Annotated in this window: 13 protein-coding genes and 3 pseudogenes; 8 read left to right on the top strand and 8 right to left on the bottom strand. The window is 61.8% G+C overall.

Annotation, left to right across the window (positions count from 1 at the left end; genetic code table 11):
* Nucleotides 1-349 precede the first annotated feature (349 nt).
* From P3T22_RS01995 to P3T22_RS01980, 4 genes are all read left to right on the top strand, one after another.
* A complete protein-coding gene (locus tag P3T22_RS01995) occupies nt 350-1,582 on the top strand; it encodes an ABC transporter substrate-binding protein (protein WP_429324073.1) in 1,233 nt (410 codons plus the stop codon).
* 162 nt (nt 1,583-1,744) lie between these two features.
* The gene (locus tag P3T22_RS01990) at nt 1,745-2,635 is read left to right on the top strand and encodes a carbohydrate ABC transporter permease (protein WP_429324072.1); all 891 of its coding nucleotides are present in this window, start codon (nt 1,745-1,747) and stop codon (nt 2,633-2,635) included.
* Nucleotides 2,632-3,483, top strand: a complete 852-nt coding sequence (locus P3T22_RS01985; protein WP_429324071.1) for a carbohydrate ABC transporter permease — start codon at nt 2,632-2,634, stop codon at nt 3,481-3,483. Before P3T22_RS01990 ends, P3T22_RS01985 begins: the two co-directional genes overlap by 4 nt.
* Nucleotides 3,484-3,919: 436 nt before the next feature.
* A complete protein-coding gene (locus P3T22_RS01980) occupies nt 3,920-4,504 on the top strand; it encodes a hypothetical protein (protein WP_429324070.1) in 585 nt (194 codons plus the stop codon).
* Between the two features lie 257 nt (nt 4,505-4,761).
* Here P3T22_RS01980 and P3T22_RS01975 read toward each other — a convergent pair whose 3' ends face one another.
* From P3T22_RS01975 to P3T22_RS01945, 7 genes and pseudogenes are all read right to left on the bottom strand, one after another.
* Nucleotides 4,762-7,362, bottom strand: coding sequence for a DNA-binding protein (locus P3T22_RS01975; RefSeq protein WP_429324069.1), 2,601 nt, complete (start codon nt 7,360-7,362; stop codon nt 4,762-4,764).
* Between the two features lie 268 nt (nt 7,363-7,630).
* Nucleotides 7,631-9,409 carry an ABC transporter ATP-binding protein/permease gene (locus P3T22_RS01970; protein ID WP_429324068.1) on the bottom strand — a complete coding sequence of 593 codons (1,779 nt, stop codon included), beginning with the start codon at nt 9,407-9,409 and terminating at the stop codon, nt 7,631-7,633.
* Nucleotides 9,406-10,044 carry a hypothetical protein gene (locus P3T22_RS01965; protein WP_429324067.1) on the bottom strand — a complete coding sequence of 213 codons (639 nt, stop codon included), beginning with the start codon at nt 10,042-10,044 and terminating at the stop codon, nt 9,406-9,408. The genes P3T22_RS01970 and P3T22_RS01965 overlap by 4 nt, the downstream gene beginning before the upstream one ends.
* Nucleotides 10,045-10,193: 149 nt before the next feature.
* Nucleotides 10,194-12,119: a potassium transporter Kup gene (locus tag P3T22_RS01960; RefSeq protein WP_429324066.1), complete on the bottom strand. Its 1,926-nt coding sequence runs from the start codon at nt 12,117-12,119 to the stop codon at nt 10,194-10,196.
* Between the two features lie 163 nt (nt 12,120-12,282).
* Nucleotides 12,283-13,362, bottom strand: coding sequence for an NAD(P)H-dependent flavin oxidoreductase (locus tag P3T22_RS01955; protein WP_429324065.1), 1,080 nt, complete (start codon nt 13,360-13,362; stop codon nt 12,283-12,285).
* A 29-nt stretch (nt 13,363-13,391) separates the two neighbouring features.
* Nucleotides 13,392-13,595, bottom strand: coding sequence for a tautomerase family protein (locus P3T22_RS01950; RefSeq protein WP_429324064.1), 204 nt, complete (start codon nt 13,593-13,595; stop codon nt 13,392-13,394).
* Nucleotides 13,596-13,641: 46 nt separating this feature from the next.
* Nucleotides 13,642-13,785, bottom strand: a pseudogene (locus P3T22_RS01945) (SDR family NAD(P)-dependent oxidoreductase); the annotation flags it as partial.
* 160 nt (nt 13,786-13,945) lie between these two features.
* On the opposite strand from P3T22_RS01945, the gene P3T22_RS01940 reads away from it, so the two are divergent.
* The 3 genes from P3T22_RS01940 to P3T22_RS01930 all read left to right on the top strand — a co-directional run bounded on the left by P3T22_RS01940 (nt 13,946) and on the right by P3T22_RS01930 (nt 17,321).
* Nucleotides 13,946-14,926, top strand: a complete 981-nt coding sequence (locus tag P3T22_RS01940; RefSeq protein ID WP_063500342.1) for a LysR family transcriptional regulator — start codon at nt 13,946-13,948, stop codon at nt 14,924-14,926.
* Nucleotides 14,927-14,932: 6 nt separating this feature from the next.
* Nucleotides 14,933-15,859, top strand: coding sequence for a LysR family transcriptional regulator (locus P3T22_RS01935; protein WP_063500343.1), 927 nt, complete (start codon nt 14,933-14,935; stop codon nt 15,857-15,859).
* Between the two features lie 196 nt (nt 15,860-16,055).
* Complete coding sequence (locus P3T22_RS01930; RefSeq protein ID WP_429324063.1) at nt 16,056-17,321, top strand: MFS transporter; 1,266 nt, start codon at nt 16,056-16,058, stop codon at nt 17,319-17,321.
* A gap of 15 nt (nt 17,322-17,336) precedes the next feature.
* Here the strand turns inward: P3T22_RS01930 and P3T22_RS01925 are convergent.
* Nucleotides 17,337-17,447, bottom strand: a pseudogene (locus P3T22_RS01925) (thioredoxin); the annotation flags it as partial.
* Here P3T22_RS01925 and P3T22_RS01920 point away from each other — a divergent pair.
* A pseudogene (locus P3T22_RS01920) lies at nt 17,447-17,572 on the top strand (thioredoxin); the annotation flags it as partial. The pseudogenes P3T22_RS01925 and P3T22_RS01920 sit on opposite strands and share 1 nt — an antisense overlap.
* Between the last annotated feature and the right edge of the window lie 28 nt (nt 17,573-17,600).

The following is a 17,600-nucleotide window of genomic DNA, read 5'->3' as shown; positions in this document are numbered from 1 at the left end:
ATCTGGCTTGTAAATTTCCTACAAATCCGGCGTCGCACAGCTGCCCGGCCATCCCAAAGATTGGGTATCCGCAGCTTCTCGCTATGCGAGAATATCCCTTCTTTACAGCATCTTATGCACAAAACCGGCTGAGAAAAAATATGGCAGACCCTACGTGACAAGCTATTTTGCGTCATGTAGGATTTTTTCAAACAATTCAACCCAAGCGGCCGGCGACGGCAGCAGACCAACCCCACCATCGTTGGATGGGACCGGAGTAAGTGCTGTGCACGGGACCAGAGTAACGCGCTGACGCGCTAACTCTGGTCGACAGCTAAAGCGCTAACTCCGATCGACACAGGAGAGAGAAATGTCGTTGCATGCCCGTGCTTCCCTCGCGCTCGGCAAAGTCGCCGTGGCGCTCGCGTTTGCAGGTATTGCCGTCGCGGCTCACGCCGACACGGTCCGCGTGACAGTCGCGCATTACAGCGATGCGACCGCGCCGTACTTCGAAAAGATGGCCCGCAACTTCGAAAAGGCCAATCCCGGCACGACGATCAAGATCGAAGACGTGAGCTGGGACACGCTGCAACAGAAACTGCAGACGGACATTACCGGCAACGCCAACGCCGACCTCGCGATCGTCGGCACGCGCTGGCTGCTCGACTTCGTGAAAGACGACGTCGCCGAACCGCTCGACGGTTACATGGACGCCAGCTTCAAGGGCCGCTTCATCGGCCCGTTCCTCGCACCGGGCGAAATCAACGGCAAGGTGTACGGCCTGCCGATCGCCGCCTCCGCGCGGGCGCTCTACTACAACAAGGATCTGCTCGCGAAGGTCGGTTATCCCGACGGCCCGAAGACGTGGAATGACGTGATCGACGCGTCGAAGAAACTGAAGGCGCAGGGCATTGCCGGTTTCGGCATCCAGGGCAAGGAAATCGAAACCGACGTCTACTATTACTACGCGCTGTGGACCAACGGCGGCGACGTGGTCGGCAAGGACGGCAAGGCGGCCTTCAATTCGCCCGCCGGCATCAAGGCGGCCACGATGTACAAGATGATGATCGACCAGGGCCTGACGCAACCTGGCGTGACCGGTTACAGCCGTGAAGACGTGCAGAACCTGTTCAAGCAGGGCCGCGTCGCGATGGACATCTCCGCACCGTTCCTCGCGAAGCAGATCAAGAAGGAAGCGCCGAACCTGAAGTACGGCATCGTTCCGATCCCGATGGGTACGACGCACGCCACCTATGCCGTAACGGACTCGATCGTGATGTTCAAGAACTCGAAGGTGAAGAAGTCGGCATGGAAGTTCCTCGACTATCTGTTCACGAAGGAACCGCGCGTCGAGTTCACGACGACCGAAGGCTTCCTGCCGACCACCAAGGCTGAGGCGACCGACCCGGCATTCAACGACCCGGATACCAAAGCTTTCGTCGCACTACTGCCGACGGCTCACTTCGCGCCGACCGTGACCGGTTGGGAGGACACCGCGAAGGCTGTGACCGATGCAATGCAATCGGTTTACCTGGGCAAGGCAACGCCTACTGACGCGTTGAATGCCGCGGCGGCGCAAGCGAACAAGTCGCTCGGTAAGTGATTGCGCAGTCTCGGAGCGATTTGTTGAATACGGAACGCGCGCGGCTGTTGTGAAGGCAGCGCGCGTTCCGGTCGCAATGCACGTAATGCACGTAATGCACTATCCGGCCCATCCCGTCGCGCCCGCCTTTTCAATGTGGGCACGTCTTACGATCGAGCACGCATGAGCCGTTCCGCTTCTTCGCGCCTGCAAGCGCCCTGGTTGCTGATTGCGCCGAGTCTGGTGTTGGCGCTTTTTATCATCAGCTATCCGATTTTCAACATCGTGTGGCAATCGCTGCACGAGGTGTCGCGCTTCGGCGCGATTCGCGATTTCACCGGTCTGCAGAACTTCATTACGATTTTCACGGACCCCGCGTTTCTCGCCGCCGCCAAACGGACGATTGTCTGGACCGTGTGCGTGGTGGGCGGCACGGTGCTGATTTCGGTACCAGTTGCACTGATTCTGAATCAGGATTTCTATGGGCGCGGCGTGGCGCGCACGATTGTGATGCTGCCGTGGTCCGTCTCGCTGACGATGACCGCCGTGGTGTGGCGCTGGGCCTTCAACGACGACTACGGCATGGTCAACGTCACGTTGCAGCGGCTTGGCTTGATCAACGGCCCGATACATTGGCTCGCGACGCCGGAACTCGCATTTCCGGTGGAGATCGCGGTTGGCATTCTGGTGTCGATTCCATTTACGGTGACGATTCTGCTGGGCGGGTTGTCGTCGGTGCCGGGCGATATTTATGAAGCGGCGCGGATGGATGGCGCCAGCGCCTGGCAGCAGTTTCGCAAGCTGACAATGCCGCTCTTGCGGCCGTTCATCAACATGACGATTCTGTTGAACGTGATCTACGTGTTCAATTCTTTCCCGATCATCTGGGTGATGACGCAAGGCGGGCCGGACAACGGCACGCATATTCTCGTCACGTATCTCTACGAGCTTGGTTTCAGGCTGGGACGTCCCGGCGAAGCCGCGGCGGTGTCGCTGATCATGCTCGTCATGCTGTTCGTTTTCTCGATCGCCTATCTGCGCCTGCAGCCCGCGAAAGAAGGAGAGACGTCATGAGTCTCAGCGTCAGGATGAAGCGCTCGCTGTGGTGCTGGTTGGCACTTTCGCCGCTGATTGTGGCCGTGCTGTTCCCGTTTGCGGTGATGTTGTTTACTGCGTTGAAGCCGGCTACGGAGATCTTTGTTTATCCGGCGAGGTGGCTGCCGGTGCATTGGCAGTGGAGCAATTTTTCGGACATGTGGGTCGCGGCTAATTTCGGCGTGGCGCTGAGGAATAGTTGCGTGATCAGTTTCTTGTCGACTGCGTTGGCGTTGGCAGTGAGTTTGCCGGCGGCTTATGCGTTGGCCAGGTTTCCGTTTCGCGGGAAGGGGTGGTATTCGCAGTTTCTGCTGGTGACGCAGATGTTGTCGCCTATCTTGCTGGTTGTCGGCCTGTTCCGACTGGCGGCGATGATTCCTTATGGGGATGGGAATCTGGTCGACTCAAAGATCGGAGTCATCGTTTCTTATGCGGCCTTTAATATCGCATTCGCAGTTTGGATGTTGTCTTCTTATTTTCAGACTGTTCCGCGTGATCTTGAAGAGTCGGCATGGCTTGAGGGGTGCGGGAGGACCAGGGCTGTTTTTAAGGTGTTCCTGCCGTTGGCCGTGCCAGCGATTGTTGTGACGGCGATCTTTACTTTTATCAATGCGTGGAATGAGTTTGCTGTCGTTTATACGTTGATTCGGTCGCCGGAGAATAAGACTTTGACCGTTCAAGTGACTGACATGGTCGCCGGGAAGTACGTCGTCGAATGGCATCTGGTGATGGCCGCTACCCTCTGTGCAACGCTGCCGGTTTCGATTGTGTTCGCGTGGCTGCAGCGGTTCCTGGTGAAGGGGTTGGCGTTGGGGGCGGTGAAGTAGGTGTGGTGTGATCTGCGGCAAGGGTGAACTTGCCGCGCCCGCTTAGCCAGGATACATGCCAATTCCGAGACGTCCGGGTGTGGCACCAGTTCGCGATAACGGCTGACCCTATGGCTGCCAGAGATGGGGTCTGCCGGACCGACAATCAGCTTTAGTGGAATCGCCTGTTCCAGGCACATTTTGTTACGTTAGGGCCTGGAAACGAGAAAAGGAGGCCCCCCCCTTTCTCGAAACGACTAGTCGGTCGTGTCCATCCAGGACCGCTTCTCTACGAACGGTAACTGTCGTCAATACGGTCGAGTTTGCGGATCAGTGCCGGCCATACAAAGGAACCTCCAATTTTGGTAGTTGCTGAGCCTAAGACGGTACGTTTAGAGTCTGGCGTGGCTGGAGACTAATCTCTCCATCGACCACACACCTACCTTTTGGAGGCAACATGGCAAGCGTTGTTCTATACGGTGATCTGCTTCACTTTCTCAACGGCTTTCAGAATTTCGACGGTGGCTATCTGGACAGCTGCGGTCTCGCCGATCTCCCAGCATCAAAATTGAATGTGGTGACCGCAACCACACCGAACCGCGACGGAAACAGCGGCACGTGGCGAATCGAATCGGCAGAAGGGAAAGCTTTCGGCAGCGAAGTGAAGAGCTGTGATTCTGTCTACCTGTTCAACCTACACCAGGGCGACGGCGGATACCTCGGCACCAATAACATTGCGAACCCGCCCGAACTATACCGCGTCGTCACTGCAAACAAGAGTGAACGCCCCAACGACGTACTCACCTGGCGCCTCTTCGTTGAGTCGACAGAGGGCTACGACGGGAAACTCCGTGAAGATAACGTAGTCCGCTTGCTCAACGACTATGACAACACCCGCGGTGGATTTCTCGACAGCTGTGAAAACTCAACCCACCCTAACACCAGGTATCAGGTATTCACGTCTGTTCTCTCGAATCGGGGTGTCAACTTTGATCCGAGCCACATGACCGGCCTGTGGAAAGTCTCGAAACAGAAACCCTGATCGGAGTGGCGTTGCCGCTAGCGGAAGTTCAATCGCGGACGCAAAAAACGGGCGGGTGGTATGGGGGGAGCCACAAGGCTCGCCGGTTTTTGCGAAACCCCGGTCTGCTATACGCTTCTATGTGCCCGTGCACCCACTACCTCAAGCGAGTGTCAGGCGGTCCAAGAAGTACCAGCGAGGTCGCAGCATGAGGCGGGCAGTACGTCGCCTCCGGACAACGCGGTGGCGACGCCCTCCCTCGAACTGCTATACCCACCTCAACGCTCCACTTTCGACATAACCGCCGTCGCCGGGTCATACCGATAACCCTTCTGCGAAAGTCGCTCGGCCATCGTCGCTCCGATAAGCTTTTGCTGAATGTCCCGCGATATCAACTCACTATCTGGCTTAAGCCGCTCGAGTTCGGACGAGAGTTTCCGGATGAGCGCCACTTCTCCTGTGCTGCGTGAGTCGATGAACAATAGTTTCTCGTTTGCCGAACCGAGCCGTCCCTTGAGGTCCTTGGCATGCGCCACCCATTGTTCAGCAATCGAACGAAGCTCATTAAAGGCCTTCTCATGCGCTTTGGCCTGAGCCGAGATCTGGCGTTGTAACTCGGCGACTTCTTCCGCCGTCGCAGATTCGCCCGCTTGAGCGGCAAGTTGATGGCTGCGTCGCGCTTCTTCGGCGCGAGCCTTCTCAACTTCTGCGAGGCGCTGCGCCAATGTCGCCGCACGTTGTTCGGCGGCCTCTGCCCGCTCCTTTGCCGCAGACGCGTCTTGCGAGACCCGGGCCAGTTCTGCGCTCACAGCCGACGCATCCTGTGCAACCCGGGCCAGCTCAGCGCTCGCGGCAGACGCACCCTGCGAAACCTGGGCTAGTTCAGCGCTCATAGCCGCTTGCGCCTCAGTCATCGCGCTGACCTGTTTCCTCGCCTCTTCAAGCTCACGGGCAACGCCTTGCAGCTCGTTGCGCTGAATCGACGCTTCCTCACTCCGCGCTGCGCCTGTCTGACGCTCGGCTTCGAGCGCGACGCGCGTCTCCTCAAGTTCCCGACCGACGCGCTGCAGTTCGTTAAGGTGAACCGCAGCTTCCTCGCTTCGCGCTGCGACTGTCTGGCGCTCCGTAGCAAGCGCGGTGCGCGCCTCATTCAGTTCAGCCTCAATCGCAGCTACCCGCGCCAGGCTCTCGCTCACCTGCGCCGCATCAGATTCAGCACGCGATGAAGCCGCGCTCGATTCCTGCGACCATCGTTCCGCTTCGGCCGCCTTCGCCTGCTCGACTTCCGCGAGGCGCTGCCCCAAAGTCGCCGCATGCTGCTCGGCGGCCTCTGCCCGCTCCTTTGCCGCTGCAGCATCTTGTGAAACCCGGGCCAGTTCAGTGCTCGCGGCAGACGCATCCTGCGCAACCCGGGCCAGCTCGGCATCCGCAGTCGCTTTCGCTTCAGTCATAGCACTGACCTGCTCCCGCGCCGCCTCAAATTCCCGCCCAACGCGCTGCAGTTCGCCAAGCTGAACCGCCGCTTCCTCGCTCCGCGCTGCGCTCGTCTGACGCTCTACAGCAAGCGCGTTGCGCGCCTCGTCCAGTTCAGCCTCAAGCGCGGCGACCCGCGCCAGACTCTCGCTCATCTGCGCCGCAGCGGCTTCAGCACGCGACGAAGCCGCGCTGGATTCCTGCGCCCATCGTTCCGCTTCGGCCGCCTTCGCCTGCTCGACTTCTGCGAGGCGCTGCGCCAACGTCGCCGCATGCTGTTCCGCGGCCTCTGCCCGCTCCTTCGCGGCAGAAGCATCCTGCGAGACCTGTGCCAGTTCAGCGCTCACGGCAGACGCCTCTTGCGAGACCCGGGCCAATTCAGCGCTCGCGACAGAGGCGTCCTGCGAAACCTGAGCCAACTCAGCGCTCACAGCCGCTTTCGCTTCAGAGATGGCGGCGACCTGCTCCCGCGCCGCCTCAAGTTCACGACTAACGCGCTGCAATTCATCAAACTGAATCGCTGCTTCTTCGCGGCGCGCTGCGCTAGTCTGGCGCTCTGCCTCGAGCGCGAAGCGCGTCTCATCCCGTTCAGCCTCCAGCGCGGCAGCCCGCGCGAGGCTTTCGTTCGTCTGCGCCGTGGCGGCTTCCGCGCGCGATGATGCCGCGCTGGCCTCCTGCAACGCTCTATCCGCCTCCGCGGACTTCGCCTGACAGTCATAACCCAACGAGGTGATCTCCTGCCGCGCCTCGTCAAGCTCCTGCTTCATCTGTGCGATCTGATCGTTTTGGCTGGAAACAACAGCGCCCAACTCTCCACGCGCCTTACGCTCCTCGTCGAGTTCCGCCTTGGTATGTTCCAGCGCGGCCTCTTCCACGGACACCCGCTGTGCCAGTTCCTCCACACGCGCCTCCGCAGCTTCCGCGCGGCCAGACGCTGTCGCAAGTTCCGCCGCGAGGCGTGCGGACGTCTCCTCCGAGGCACTCAGCGCGCCCGTCAGCGCAACGTGCCGCTCACGCCCGGTTGCGACTTCTTCCGTCGACTTCTGATACTCGACAAGAACCTCGTCCCGTTCCGCGCGGGCCATGTCGAGGTGCTGGTTCACGGCGCTCAGGTGCTGACTGACGGCCCGGTCAGCTTCGCCCTGGGCGGCCATCCAGAGCCGATCCGCGGCGCTCATCATGGTTTCGGCAATGTGCTCCGGCAACCCGGCCTGGACCTGCACATGGGGCATGAGGGGCTGCCGCGCTTCGCGCCAGCGTTGCAAGGCCGCCGCAATGGCAACAATCGACCCGCCAGGGATCTCGGGCCAAATGGTCACTGGGGAAACTTTCCGGCCTTCGTCGACCATTCGATCTGCGATTCCCGCGACGAGTTCGTCCGTGATTGTGTCTGCGTCCGTAGACATAAGCGCCTCAAAGCTCATTTTGACCTGACGAAAAATTGAGTCCCCAATACGGTACTCCATCCGGCCACACCTCCGATGAAAGGATCGCAAGTTTGAGCGGTGCGTTCGAATTGGAGACCGGTAACAGCCATGTTTATCGACGATCGACATTATGACGGATGATGCTTGTCGCCCTGGTTGTGTTGGATGCGCCCTCCCGGATGCCCCGAAGTGGCAGGGAATGCGTGGAAATGAAAGCGTTTGCGGCATCCCCTCCGCAGTCAAACGATCACGTCGGCGGCGGCCGTGTATCTGCCACCGTGTGCTCGCGCGCATGCGCAATATCGAGGGTCTCCTGGTGGAACTTCGCAAGCGACTTGCGGTGCGTGACACTGACAATCGCCGCTTTCGGCAGCCGTTCGATCAACAGGCGATACAGATGCGCTTCGTTCTCGGTGTCGAGCGCACTCGTTGCTTCGTCGAGAAACACGTAGTCAGGCTTGTGCATCAGCACGCGTGCGGCCGCTAGCCGCTGCTGCTCGCCCGGAGAAAGAATGCGCCACCAATGGTGAGATTCGTGCAACCGGTCAGCATAGCCCTCAAGCCGGCACAGACGCAGCGCCTCGCAACATGCCTCGTCGCTGAAATCGGCGGCCGCTGCGGGATAGGTGAGCCCAGCCTTCAGGGTGCCGACCGGCAGGTAGCTCTGCTGCGGGATGAACATCATGCGCGCGTTCACAGGTGCGTCGATCGAGCCGTTTCCGAACGGCCAGAGACCAGCCAGCGCGCGCAACAGCGTGCTCTTGCCCGAGCCGGACGGTCCGCGCACGAGCCAGCGCGAACCAGGCTTGACGGCGATGTCGCGCACGCTCGCGAGCGTCTCGCCGTTGGGCAGCGCAAGCGTGAGGTTGTGCGTGACGAGCTGGCTCTCGTCGACGTAGTGCAGATTGATGCCGCCATGCTCGGTTGCGGGCGACACGGACTCCTTCAGATGAGGCAGCTGCATGACGCGCCTGAACTCGCGCAGACGATTGACCGTTGCGCGCCATTGAACAAGCGTGTCGTAATTGTTGATGAACCACGAAAGCGATTCGCTAACCGAACCGAATGCGTCGGCGATTTGCATCAGCGTGCCGAAACTGAGCGCACCGGCGAAATAACGGGGCGACGCCACGACGATCGGAAAGATTTCGGCGATCTGACCGTAGAAATTGAGCACGAAGCTGTAGCGCCGCGTGTACTTCATCACGCGCCACCAGTTTTCACGAATCCGGCCGAACAGGTCCTGAGCGGTCGATTCCTCGGCCCGCATACCGTCGTAGAACGCAATCTGCTCGGCATTCTCGCGCAGACGGATCAGGCCGAACCGGAAATCCGCCTCGACGCGCTGCAACTGGTAGTTGATCGACACAAGCGGATGACCGACCTTGTTTGTCAGGAGCGAGCCGGCAATCGCATAGACGATGGCTGCCCAGAGCATGTAGCCAGGAATCTGGACGGGCGTGCCGCCAATCATGACTGCCAGCGCGCCCGCCGTGCTCCATAGAACCGTCGAAAACCAGATGAGTGTTTCGAGCGTCGAGAGCAGGTCGAGTGTGAGCGAAAGTGTGGTGTTGGCGAATGACTCGAGATCGACGGCGATCCGCTGGTCAGGGTTGTCGGTGAGGCGATCGCGCTCGATGCGGTAGAAGGTGCCGTCGCCCAGCCATTCCTGCAGATAACGCGTGGTCAGCCACTGGCGCCAGCGGAAGCCAAGCATCTGACGCAGATAGCGGTTATAGACGGAAATCCCGACGAACGCGAACGCGAGCGCGCTGAAAAACAGCATCAGCTGCGGGAATTCATGCACCTTCCTGCCTTCCAGTGCGTTGTAGAAGTCACGGTTCCACGTGTTCAAGCGGGCGTTGATGCCAACCAGGATCAGGTCCATGGCGATGATCGTGATCAGCAGACCCCACGCGGTTCTGCGTTCCTCGGAGACCCAGTACGGTCTGATCAGGCTCCAGGCTGAGACACGATCTGGTTGCCCGGATCCAGGGCCGGCCTGACCATCTGCCTGACGCGTCATGATGGTTGGCCTGCGCCAGAACCTCCGGGTGCTGTTGCGGGCGCGGTCAGGTCATCGTCTGAAGGCGCGTATGCCGCCCCCTTGCCCGCCGGCATGCCGGCTGATTCGGCGATTTCAACCCGCAGACTTCCTTGATTATTCCAATACGCCCAGCTGGCATCGTTGGCAAAGCAATACAGGTAACCCGAGTATGGAGCCTCGATCTCTATCTCCCTGCCGATTCTGAAGTAGAAGGGTTGAGGTGGCACGCCTGCCTCGCCCGGTTGCCCTGGATATGAGATTGCACCGCAGAGTTCGAACCAGTTCGCCCCCCTGACCCGCTTGCACCACGCAAACAGGCGTTGCATCCAGTTGCCTGGCGTCCCCTCCGCTCCAGATGCGCTGTCCCCGTCCAGCCACGTTTGACCTTCAGGCACCTTGAACCGGTAGCGCACGCCCTCCTTCATGAAAATACCAGTCCAATTCCACAACGGGCTGGCGAAAACCCGCACCTGGACCGCCACCGCAGGGTCTATGTTCGGTCGATAGGGAGCCTGAAAGAAAAAGCGAACGACATTGGTTGGAACGGGCACCCCCTGAAACTCGTCGCTATCCGAGTTCCATGTGCCGTCACAGCAAACGAAAAGCCTCTTCATGTTCGCGGTCCTTCTCGTCCTGCGAGATTGTCATCGCGCAATGGAGCAACGGCGTCCTCGACACCCACGATTCACCGATTGACATCCCGACGCGGCCACTCGTCGGGGTCATCGACTCGAAGAGTTCGAAGCCCGGCGGAAGTTTCACCTCATATTTCGACGCGCGAGCCCAGTTCGATCACCCGGCTTGAACTCAGCTTGAAATAAGCCGCAGGGTTGCCGATATTGTGCGCCATCACGCTGAACACTCGTTCGCGCCACACCGGCATGCCCTTGCCTCCGGTCGCCACCACCGTGGCATGACTGAGGAAAAAGGACACCTGCGCCGGATCGACCACGAGGCCCTTCGGCTCGCAGTCGCGCAGCGCTTGCGGCAGGCTGGCCTCGTCCTTGAAGCCGTAGGTCACGAGGATGCTGTGGCAGTTGTGGCCCAGCGGCGTGATCGCCACGCGCTGCTCGCGTGTCACATAGGGCACATCCAGGTTGGTCACGTGCACGAACAGCACACGCTCGTGCAGCACGTGGTTGTGCGCCAGGTTGTTGATCAGCGCATGCGGCACGGTGCTGGGGTCGATGGTCAGGAACGCGGCGGTGCCGGGCACGCGTATCGTTTCCTTCGCGAACAGGCTGTCCAGGTACCTGGTCAGCGGCAGCGCGCCGGCATGGATGCTGGCCTCTTCGACCATCAGCGCACGGCCGCGGTGCCAGGTGGACATGACGGTGAACATGATCGCGCCCAGCAGCAGCGGGAACCATCCGCCATCCACGAACTTGAGCAGGTTGGCCGAGAAGAACGCGAAGTCGATGACAAAGAAGAAGCCGGTGGCCAGCACGCACAGCAACCAGTTGTAGTGCCAGGCGTAGCGCACCACGTAGAACGTGAGGAAGGTGGTGATCATCATGGTGCCCGTTACGGCGATACCGTAGGCGGAACCCAGTGCCGTAGAGGAGCCGAAGCCCAGCACCGCCCCCACCACCGCGATCAGCAGCAGCCAGTTGATGGCAGGCACATAGATCTGGCCGACCTCGCGCTCGGAGGTGTAGACGATGCCCATGCGCGGCATGAAGCCCAGTTGCATGGCCTGCTTGGTCATGGAAAACGCGCCGCTGATCACCGCCTGCGACGCAATCACAGTCGCCACCGTGGCCAGCAGCACCATCGGAAACAGGGTCACCGAAGGGAACAGGTGGAAGAAGGGGTTGTCCACGGCCTTGGCGTCCGACAACAGCAGCGCGCCCTGGCCCAGGTAGTTGAGCCCCAGCGCGGGTAGCACCAGAGCGAACCACGACAGGCGGATCGGCGGCGCGCCGAAGTGGCCCATGTCGGCATACAGCGCCTCGGCGCCGGTCAGCGCCAGCACCACCGCGCCGAGCGAGACAAAGGCCCGCCAGCCGTTACGCATCAGGAATTCGAGGCCCACGAACGGGTTGAACGCGTCGAGGATGCCCGGCGCGCGACCGATGCTGAGCAGTCCCGCCACCGCAATCACACCGAACCACAGCACCATCACCGGCCCGAACACCGCGCCGATGCCGGCCGTGCCGCGCCGCTGCACCAGGAACAAGGCGATCAGCACGACCAGCGCGATCGACACCACGAAGGGCTTGAGCTGCGGCTCCGCCACTTCCAGCCCTTCCACCGCGCTGAGCACCGAGATGGCCGGCGTGATGACGCCGTCGCCGTAGAACAGCGCCGCACCGAACACGCCGGCGAGCAGCAGCCCGTTGCGCAGGCGGGGCCGGTCCACCACCGAACTGGAGGCCAGCGCCAGCAGCGCCATGATGCCGCCCTCGCCGTGGTTGTGGGCGCGCATGATCAGCGTCACGTACTTTAGCGTCACCACGATGATCAGCGACCAGATGATGAGCGACACCACGCCCAGTACATTGAAGCGGTTGAGCACCAGCCCGTGACCCGAATCGAATACCGTGCTCATGGTGTAGAGCGGACTGGTGCCGATGTCGCCGAACACGATGCCGATGGCGGCCAGCGCCAGCTTGACCATCGAGCCGTGGCTGCCTTGCGCGCCGTGGTCGGCCTGGGCGCCCGATTGCGGGCCTGAAGACGATTCCATGAATGGCTCCTTCTCAGTGGGTGGGGGCCCTCCGCCAGCGAACGGTGCGCCGGCGCGCAATCCAGGTCAGTTACTTCACCGTACGACAAAACGGCTCGATCTAACAGTGCAGACTGCACGCGTCGTGCGCGGTCGGTTTCCGCGTACGGCACACTTCAAGCGTTCACCTAGCCGTTCCAGTTTGCGCTTCACGGACTTCGCGAACCAGCGTCTGAACCAGTTCCGCCGCCGGCATCGCACGCGAAAGCCGCACGGCCTGCCCTGCCCATTGAGCTGCATAGGCAGCGCTTCCCTGCGCTTTGGCGGCCGCGTGCAACGCCTTTCCGGTGTCGTAAGCAATCGGATAATCAGGCAGCGCGGGGCGCGTTGGATCATCGCCCAACTCGCTGAACTGGTTCTCGATGCCGCGCGCCGCACGTCCAGAGATCGCGCTAATAAATGTCGTGCGACTGTGCGGACTCAGCAGTGCGGCCCGATAGGCTGCGTCGGCGGCGGATTCGGGCGAGGCAACGAATGCGGTGCCGAGTTGCGCCGCCTGTGCGCCCAGCGCCGACGCAGCCGCGATGCCCGCGCCGTCCATGATGCCGCCGGCCGCGATCACCGGCAGTGGAATCTCGCGAACAATCAGCCGCACGAGCGCCATTGTGCCGAGCAACTCGTCCGGGGCCGACGGGTCGAAATTCCCTCGATGACCGCCGGCCTCGGCGCCCTGCGCAACGATGCCATCCAGTCCTGCTGCATGGATCCGAGCTGCCTCGTCAAGACTGGTGGCACTCCCAAGCAGCATGATCCCGGCTTCGCGTAACGCAGCGATTTTCCTGGCCGACGGCAACCCGAAGTGAAAGCTGACCACAGCCGGACGCTCGTCGAGCAACATCTCGAGCATCGCATCGTCTTCGACAAAACTCGTATAGATCTCGCGCAGCGCCGTGGGTGGTTGAGCACCGAAGCGCGCGAAGTGCGGCGCCAGATAGTCGAGCCAACGCGCCTCCCGAACGGGATCGGCAACGGCCGGCGCATGCACAAACACATTGACGTTAAACGGCTTGCCGCTCAATGCGCGAATTTCGTGGATCGCCGCCCGCGCGCTCTGCGCATTCATCGCACCGACACCGAGCGAGCCCAATGCGCCCGCGTTCGACACCGCCGCGGCAAGCGCCGGCGTGCCCACGCCCGCCATCGGCGCCTGGATGATCGGCAAGGCAACGCCCAACCGGGCGAGCAGATTCGGAGAGTCCTTCATGTCCTCAGCTCCTTGCAATCGCTACGCGCTCAGCGTTCCCGTGCGCGTATGTCTGTGATGGATTCACCCCCCCAGCCCCAATTGTCCGTGTCGATTTCCTCGATCACGACAAAAGTGGCCGCGGGGTCCTTGTGCAACACGCGCACCACAAGATCGGTCGCGCCCTTGATCAACTCGGCCTTCTGCTCGCGGGTAACGCCTTCGCGCGTCACCTGAATATTGATGTACGGCATCATGCACTCCTTTCAGTTGCCCCGGGTTCGACGGGACGTATTACCACTTACCGGCAGCCGTCCCGCCATCCAGGCGCGTGCGGGCATTGCCGACGACGTTGTAGCCACGCTCCACATAGGCCTCGGCCAGCGCAAAGCCGACACCGCTAGATGCACCGGTGACGACGACAGTCTTGTTTTGCCTGTTCATGACGCTCGGCTCCATGGGTAAAGGAAAACGGCTCCGAGCCACGCATCGGCGGGCATCGCTGGGAGTCGCGATGGCTGTCCGGCTCCCATGTAACTGACTATACTTATGCCACTCGCGTCGATAAATACGCCCAAGTCGAATTCATTTGATACATCAGGTAATGAATAGCTCACGGATCATCGAACGAAACAGCAAGCGCCAGTTCGACGACTTGATGCTCGGCAGCATCGAGCTGTTCTGTCTCGCGGCGGAACTGGAGAGCTTTACGGACGCCGCCACCGCAGCCGGCGTCACGCCGGCGGCAGTGAGCCGCTCGGTGTCGCGGCTGGAGGAGCGCATGGAGGTGCGGCTCTTCGTCAGAACCACACGCCGTATCCGGCTGACCGACGCGGGCAGGACGTACTACGAGCGTTGTCGCGAGGCGCTCGGACAACTCGTCGACGCAGAGCGCGAAGCCACGGGCCAGCAGTCCGCCGCCGCCGGCGTGTTGCGCATCAGCATGCCGACGCCCTATGCGCACTATCGCGTGCTGCCCATCCTGCCGGCCTTTCGCGAACGGCATCCGCAGGTGCGGGTCGACGTGCACATCAGCAATCGCAACATCGACTTCGCCGAAGAAGGCTTCGATCTGGCCATTCGCGGCAGCGCGCCGGGCGAATCGAATCTGATCGCCCGCAAGCTCGAAGACGCGGAACTGGTCGTGGTGGCCAGCCGCGCTTATCTGTCGCGAGCCGGAACGCCGTCGTCGCTGGAGGACCTCGCGCGCCACGATTGCATTCAGTTCGACCTGCCAAGCAGTGGCCGCAAGATTCCCTGGCTGTTCAAAAGCGGGGCGGACGTGCAGGAGCATTTCACCGATGGCGGCTATTCGAGCGCGGGCGATGTACTTGGCGGCGTGACGTTGGCGCGCAGCGGCGCCGGGCTGTTCCAGACGTATCGTTTCGTCGTCGAGCAGGACCTGGCGACAGGCGCTCTGGTGGAAGTGTTGCCGGCGCTCGGCGGCGCCTCCCGGCCGTTCGTGCTGCTGTATCCCCACAAACGCCATCTGTCGTTGCGGGTGCGGCGCTTCGTCGATTTTCTCGTCGCGACGCTCGGCTCCGCTCCGGGCAATCAGCTCGCCTCTTCCCTCCTTGACGGCTGAACGGCAATGGATCGAATCGACGCGATGAAGGTATTCGTCGCCGCCCTCGACGAGGGCAGCCTTGCCGCGGCAGGCCGGCGCCTCGGCCGCTCGCCCGCCGCCGTGAGCCGGGCCATTGCGTTTCTCGAAGCGCATGCCGGCATGGCGCTGCTGCATCGCACCACGCGCACGATCAAGCTGAGCGAAGCCGGCGAGCGCTACGCTGCCTCGTGCCGGCGAATCCTGACCGACCTCGAAGAAGCCGATCTGATGATCGCCGGCGAACGCGCGGCGCCACGCGGCACGCTGACGCTGACCGCGCCCGTGGCCGCCGGTCAGGACTTTCTGCGCCCGCTGCTCGACGAGTTTGTGGACCTGTATCCGGATGTCACCGCGCGCCTCTATCTGCTCGACCGCCCTGCCAACCTGATCGACGAAGGGATCGACGTCGCGCTGCGCATTGCCCACCTGGCCGATTCGACGCTGATCGCGACGCCGGTCGGCGAAGTCCGCCGGGTGGTCGCCGCCGCGCCGCGCTATCTCGCCAACCATCCGCGTCTCGAGGAACCCGGCGATCTCGCCCAACACCGGATCATTTCGATGACGCATTTCGGCGTCGATTCGTGGAGCTTTCCGTCATCGAACAATTCGGCGGCTCCACAAACGGTGCACTTCACGCCGCGGCTGATCGTCAACAGCGTGCAAGGCGCGGTGGCCTCCGCCGTCGACGGCTACGGGGTCACGCGGCTCTTTTCGTATCACATCGCCGAGCAGGTCCGCGAAGCTTCGTTGAAGATCGTGCTGGCCGGTTACGAGCAAGCGCCGCTCCCTGTTCATCTGCTCACGCCGCAAGGCCGTCTCTCGGTGCCGAAAGTCCGGGCCTTCGTCGACTTCGCGGTACCGCGTCTACGCACCCATTTCAGCACGCTCAAAGCGATCACCGACGCGGATTAAACCGTCACGCGGAAGAATGTCTGCCGCGCGGCGGCGATTCTCTCGCCACGCGTTCGTCCCTAAACTGCTTTCCATGGGTAACAGCTGCGGCCAAACCTGGTTGCAACGCCAAACGCATGGAGCAGGCAATGGACTCGGAACAGAACGTGGTACTCGTCGCCGGTGCGCAGATGCGCGCGGAATCACGGGGGGCGATATGAATCAGGCAGCCAATGTGGCGCCCCTTGGGGCCGGGTTCACGAACGCCACCAGCTACGCCGAACGGAATACACGCTACTGGCGCCGCAACCTTTTCATTTGCGTGTTCGGCTCGTTTACCACACTGGTCAGTCTGAGCATGTTGCTGCCGTTTCTGCCCCTCTATGTGCAGCAACTCGGTGTAACTTCGCAGGCCGCGATCGTGCAGTGGTCAGGCGTGGCGTTCGGCGCGACCTTTCTCGGCACGGCCGTCACGGCGCCGCTCTGGGGGCGTCTGGCCGATCGTTATGGGCGCAAGCCGATGCTCGTAAGAGCAGCAGTCGGCATGGCGATCGTGATGTCGTTGATCGGCATGGCGCACAACGTGACCGAGCTGGTGGTGTTGCGGCTGCTGGCCGGATTGATCGGGGGATATGCATCGGCGTCGATTGTGATGATCGGCACCCAGGCGCCTCGCGAACGCGCGGGATGGGCACTCGGCATCCTCTCGACCGGCTCGCTGGCCGGCAGTCTCGCGGGTCCGCTGGTCGGCGGTCTGCTGCCCTCGTTGATCAGCATTCGCAGTACGTTCTTCGCCGGCGGCGCCATGATCGCGGTCGCCGCCGTGCTGACGATCCTGTTCGTACGGGAAGACTTTCACCCCGACGCCGATGCCAAGGCGCGCGCCCCAACAAGCGCGGCGGCGCCGAAGCTGACCAACCGCACCGTGATGGTCGCGCTGCTGCTGACCGCGATGATGGTGCTGCTCGCCAACATGTCGATCGAACCGATCATCACCGTGTATATCGCACACCTCAATGTGCCGACCGACCACCTGGCCCGCACGGCCGGCATCGTGATGGCGTGCTCGGCGTTCGGCAGCATGCTGACTGCGGCGCGGCTTGGCGCACTGGCGGATCGGATCGGCAGTTGGAACGTGATTATCGGATGCCTCGTGTTGACCGGACTCGTCATGGTGCCGCAAGCGTTCGTCACGCAGTGGTGGCAACTGGCGCTTCTGCGCGGTTTGATGGGCATGACATTGGCTGGCCTGCTGCCGTCGATTGCGAAACTGGTCCGGCACGCGGCCAGTGAACAGCAGTCGGGAACGATGCTCGGGTATCTTCAGTCGGCGCAATTCGCCGGCCAGGTTATCGGGCCGTTGATCGGTGGAGTGATCGGCGTTCATCTTGGCCTGCACGCCGTGTTCTTCGTCACAGGCTCGCTGTTGATTGCTTGTGCCGTGCTGGGTCAGGTTGTGCGCAGCCGGCCGATGCACGCGTGATGGTCTCCGGCTGGCGACCAGATAAAACGCAGGCCAATACTGGTTGTCGCAGGCGCGCCACGTTGCATAGTCGTTGTCCTGCGCCACCGGGAACGTAATGTCGAAGCGTTTGATCGCCGTTTTGAGGGCACGTGGTCTACACGCACTTCGGCGAAGGCGACTACGAACAGACCGAAGCGAAGATCAAGGCCTTGCTGGCGGAAAACTCATCGCCGGCCGTGCAGGCATGCTGTGCAACCGCGCGATCGTGAGCGACTTCGAGTAATCATCATTTTCTGG

This window comes from Paraburkholderia sp. GAS348 (genome assembly GCF_050434205.1).
Taxonomy (GTDB): Bacteria; Pseudomonadota; Gammaproteobacteria; order Burkholderiales; family Burkholderiaceae; genus Paraburkholderia.
The sequence above is the reverse complement of the archived record's forward strand: the minus strand, read 5'-3'. Positions and strand labels throughout refer to the sequence as shown.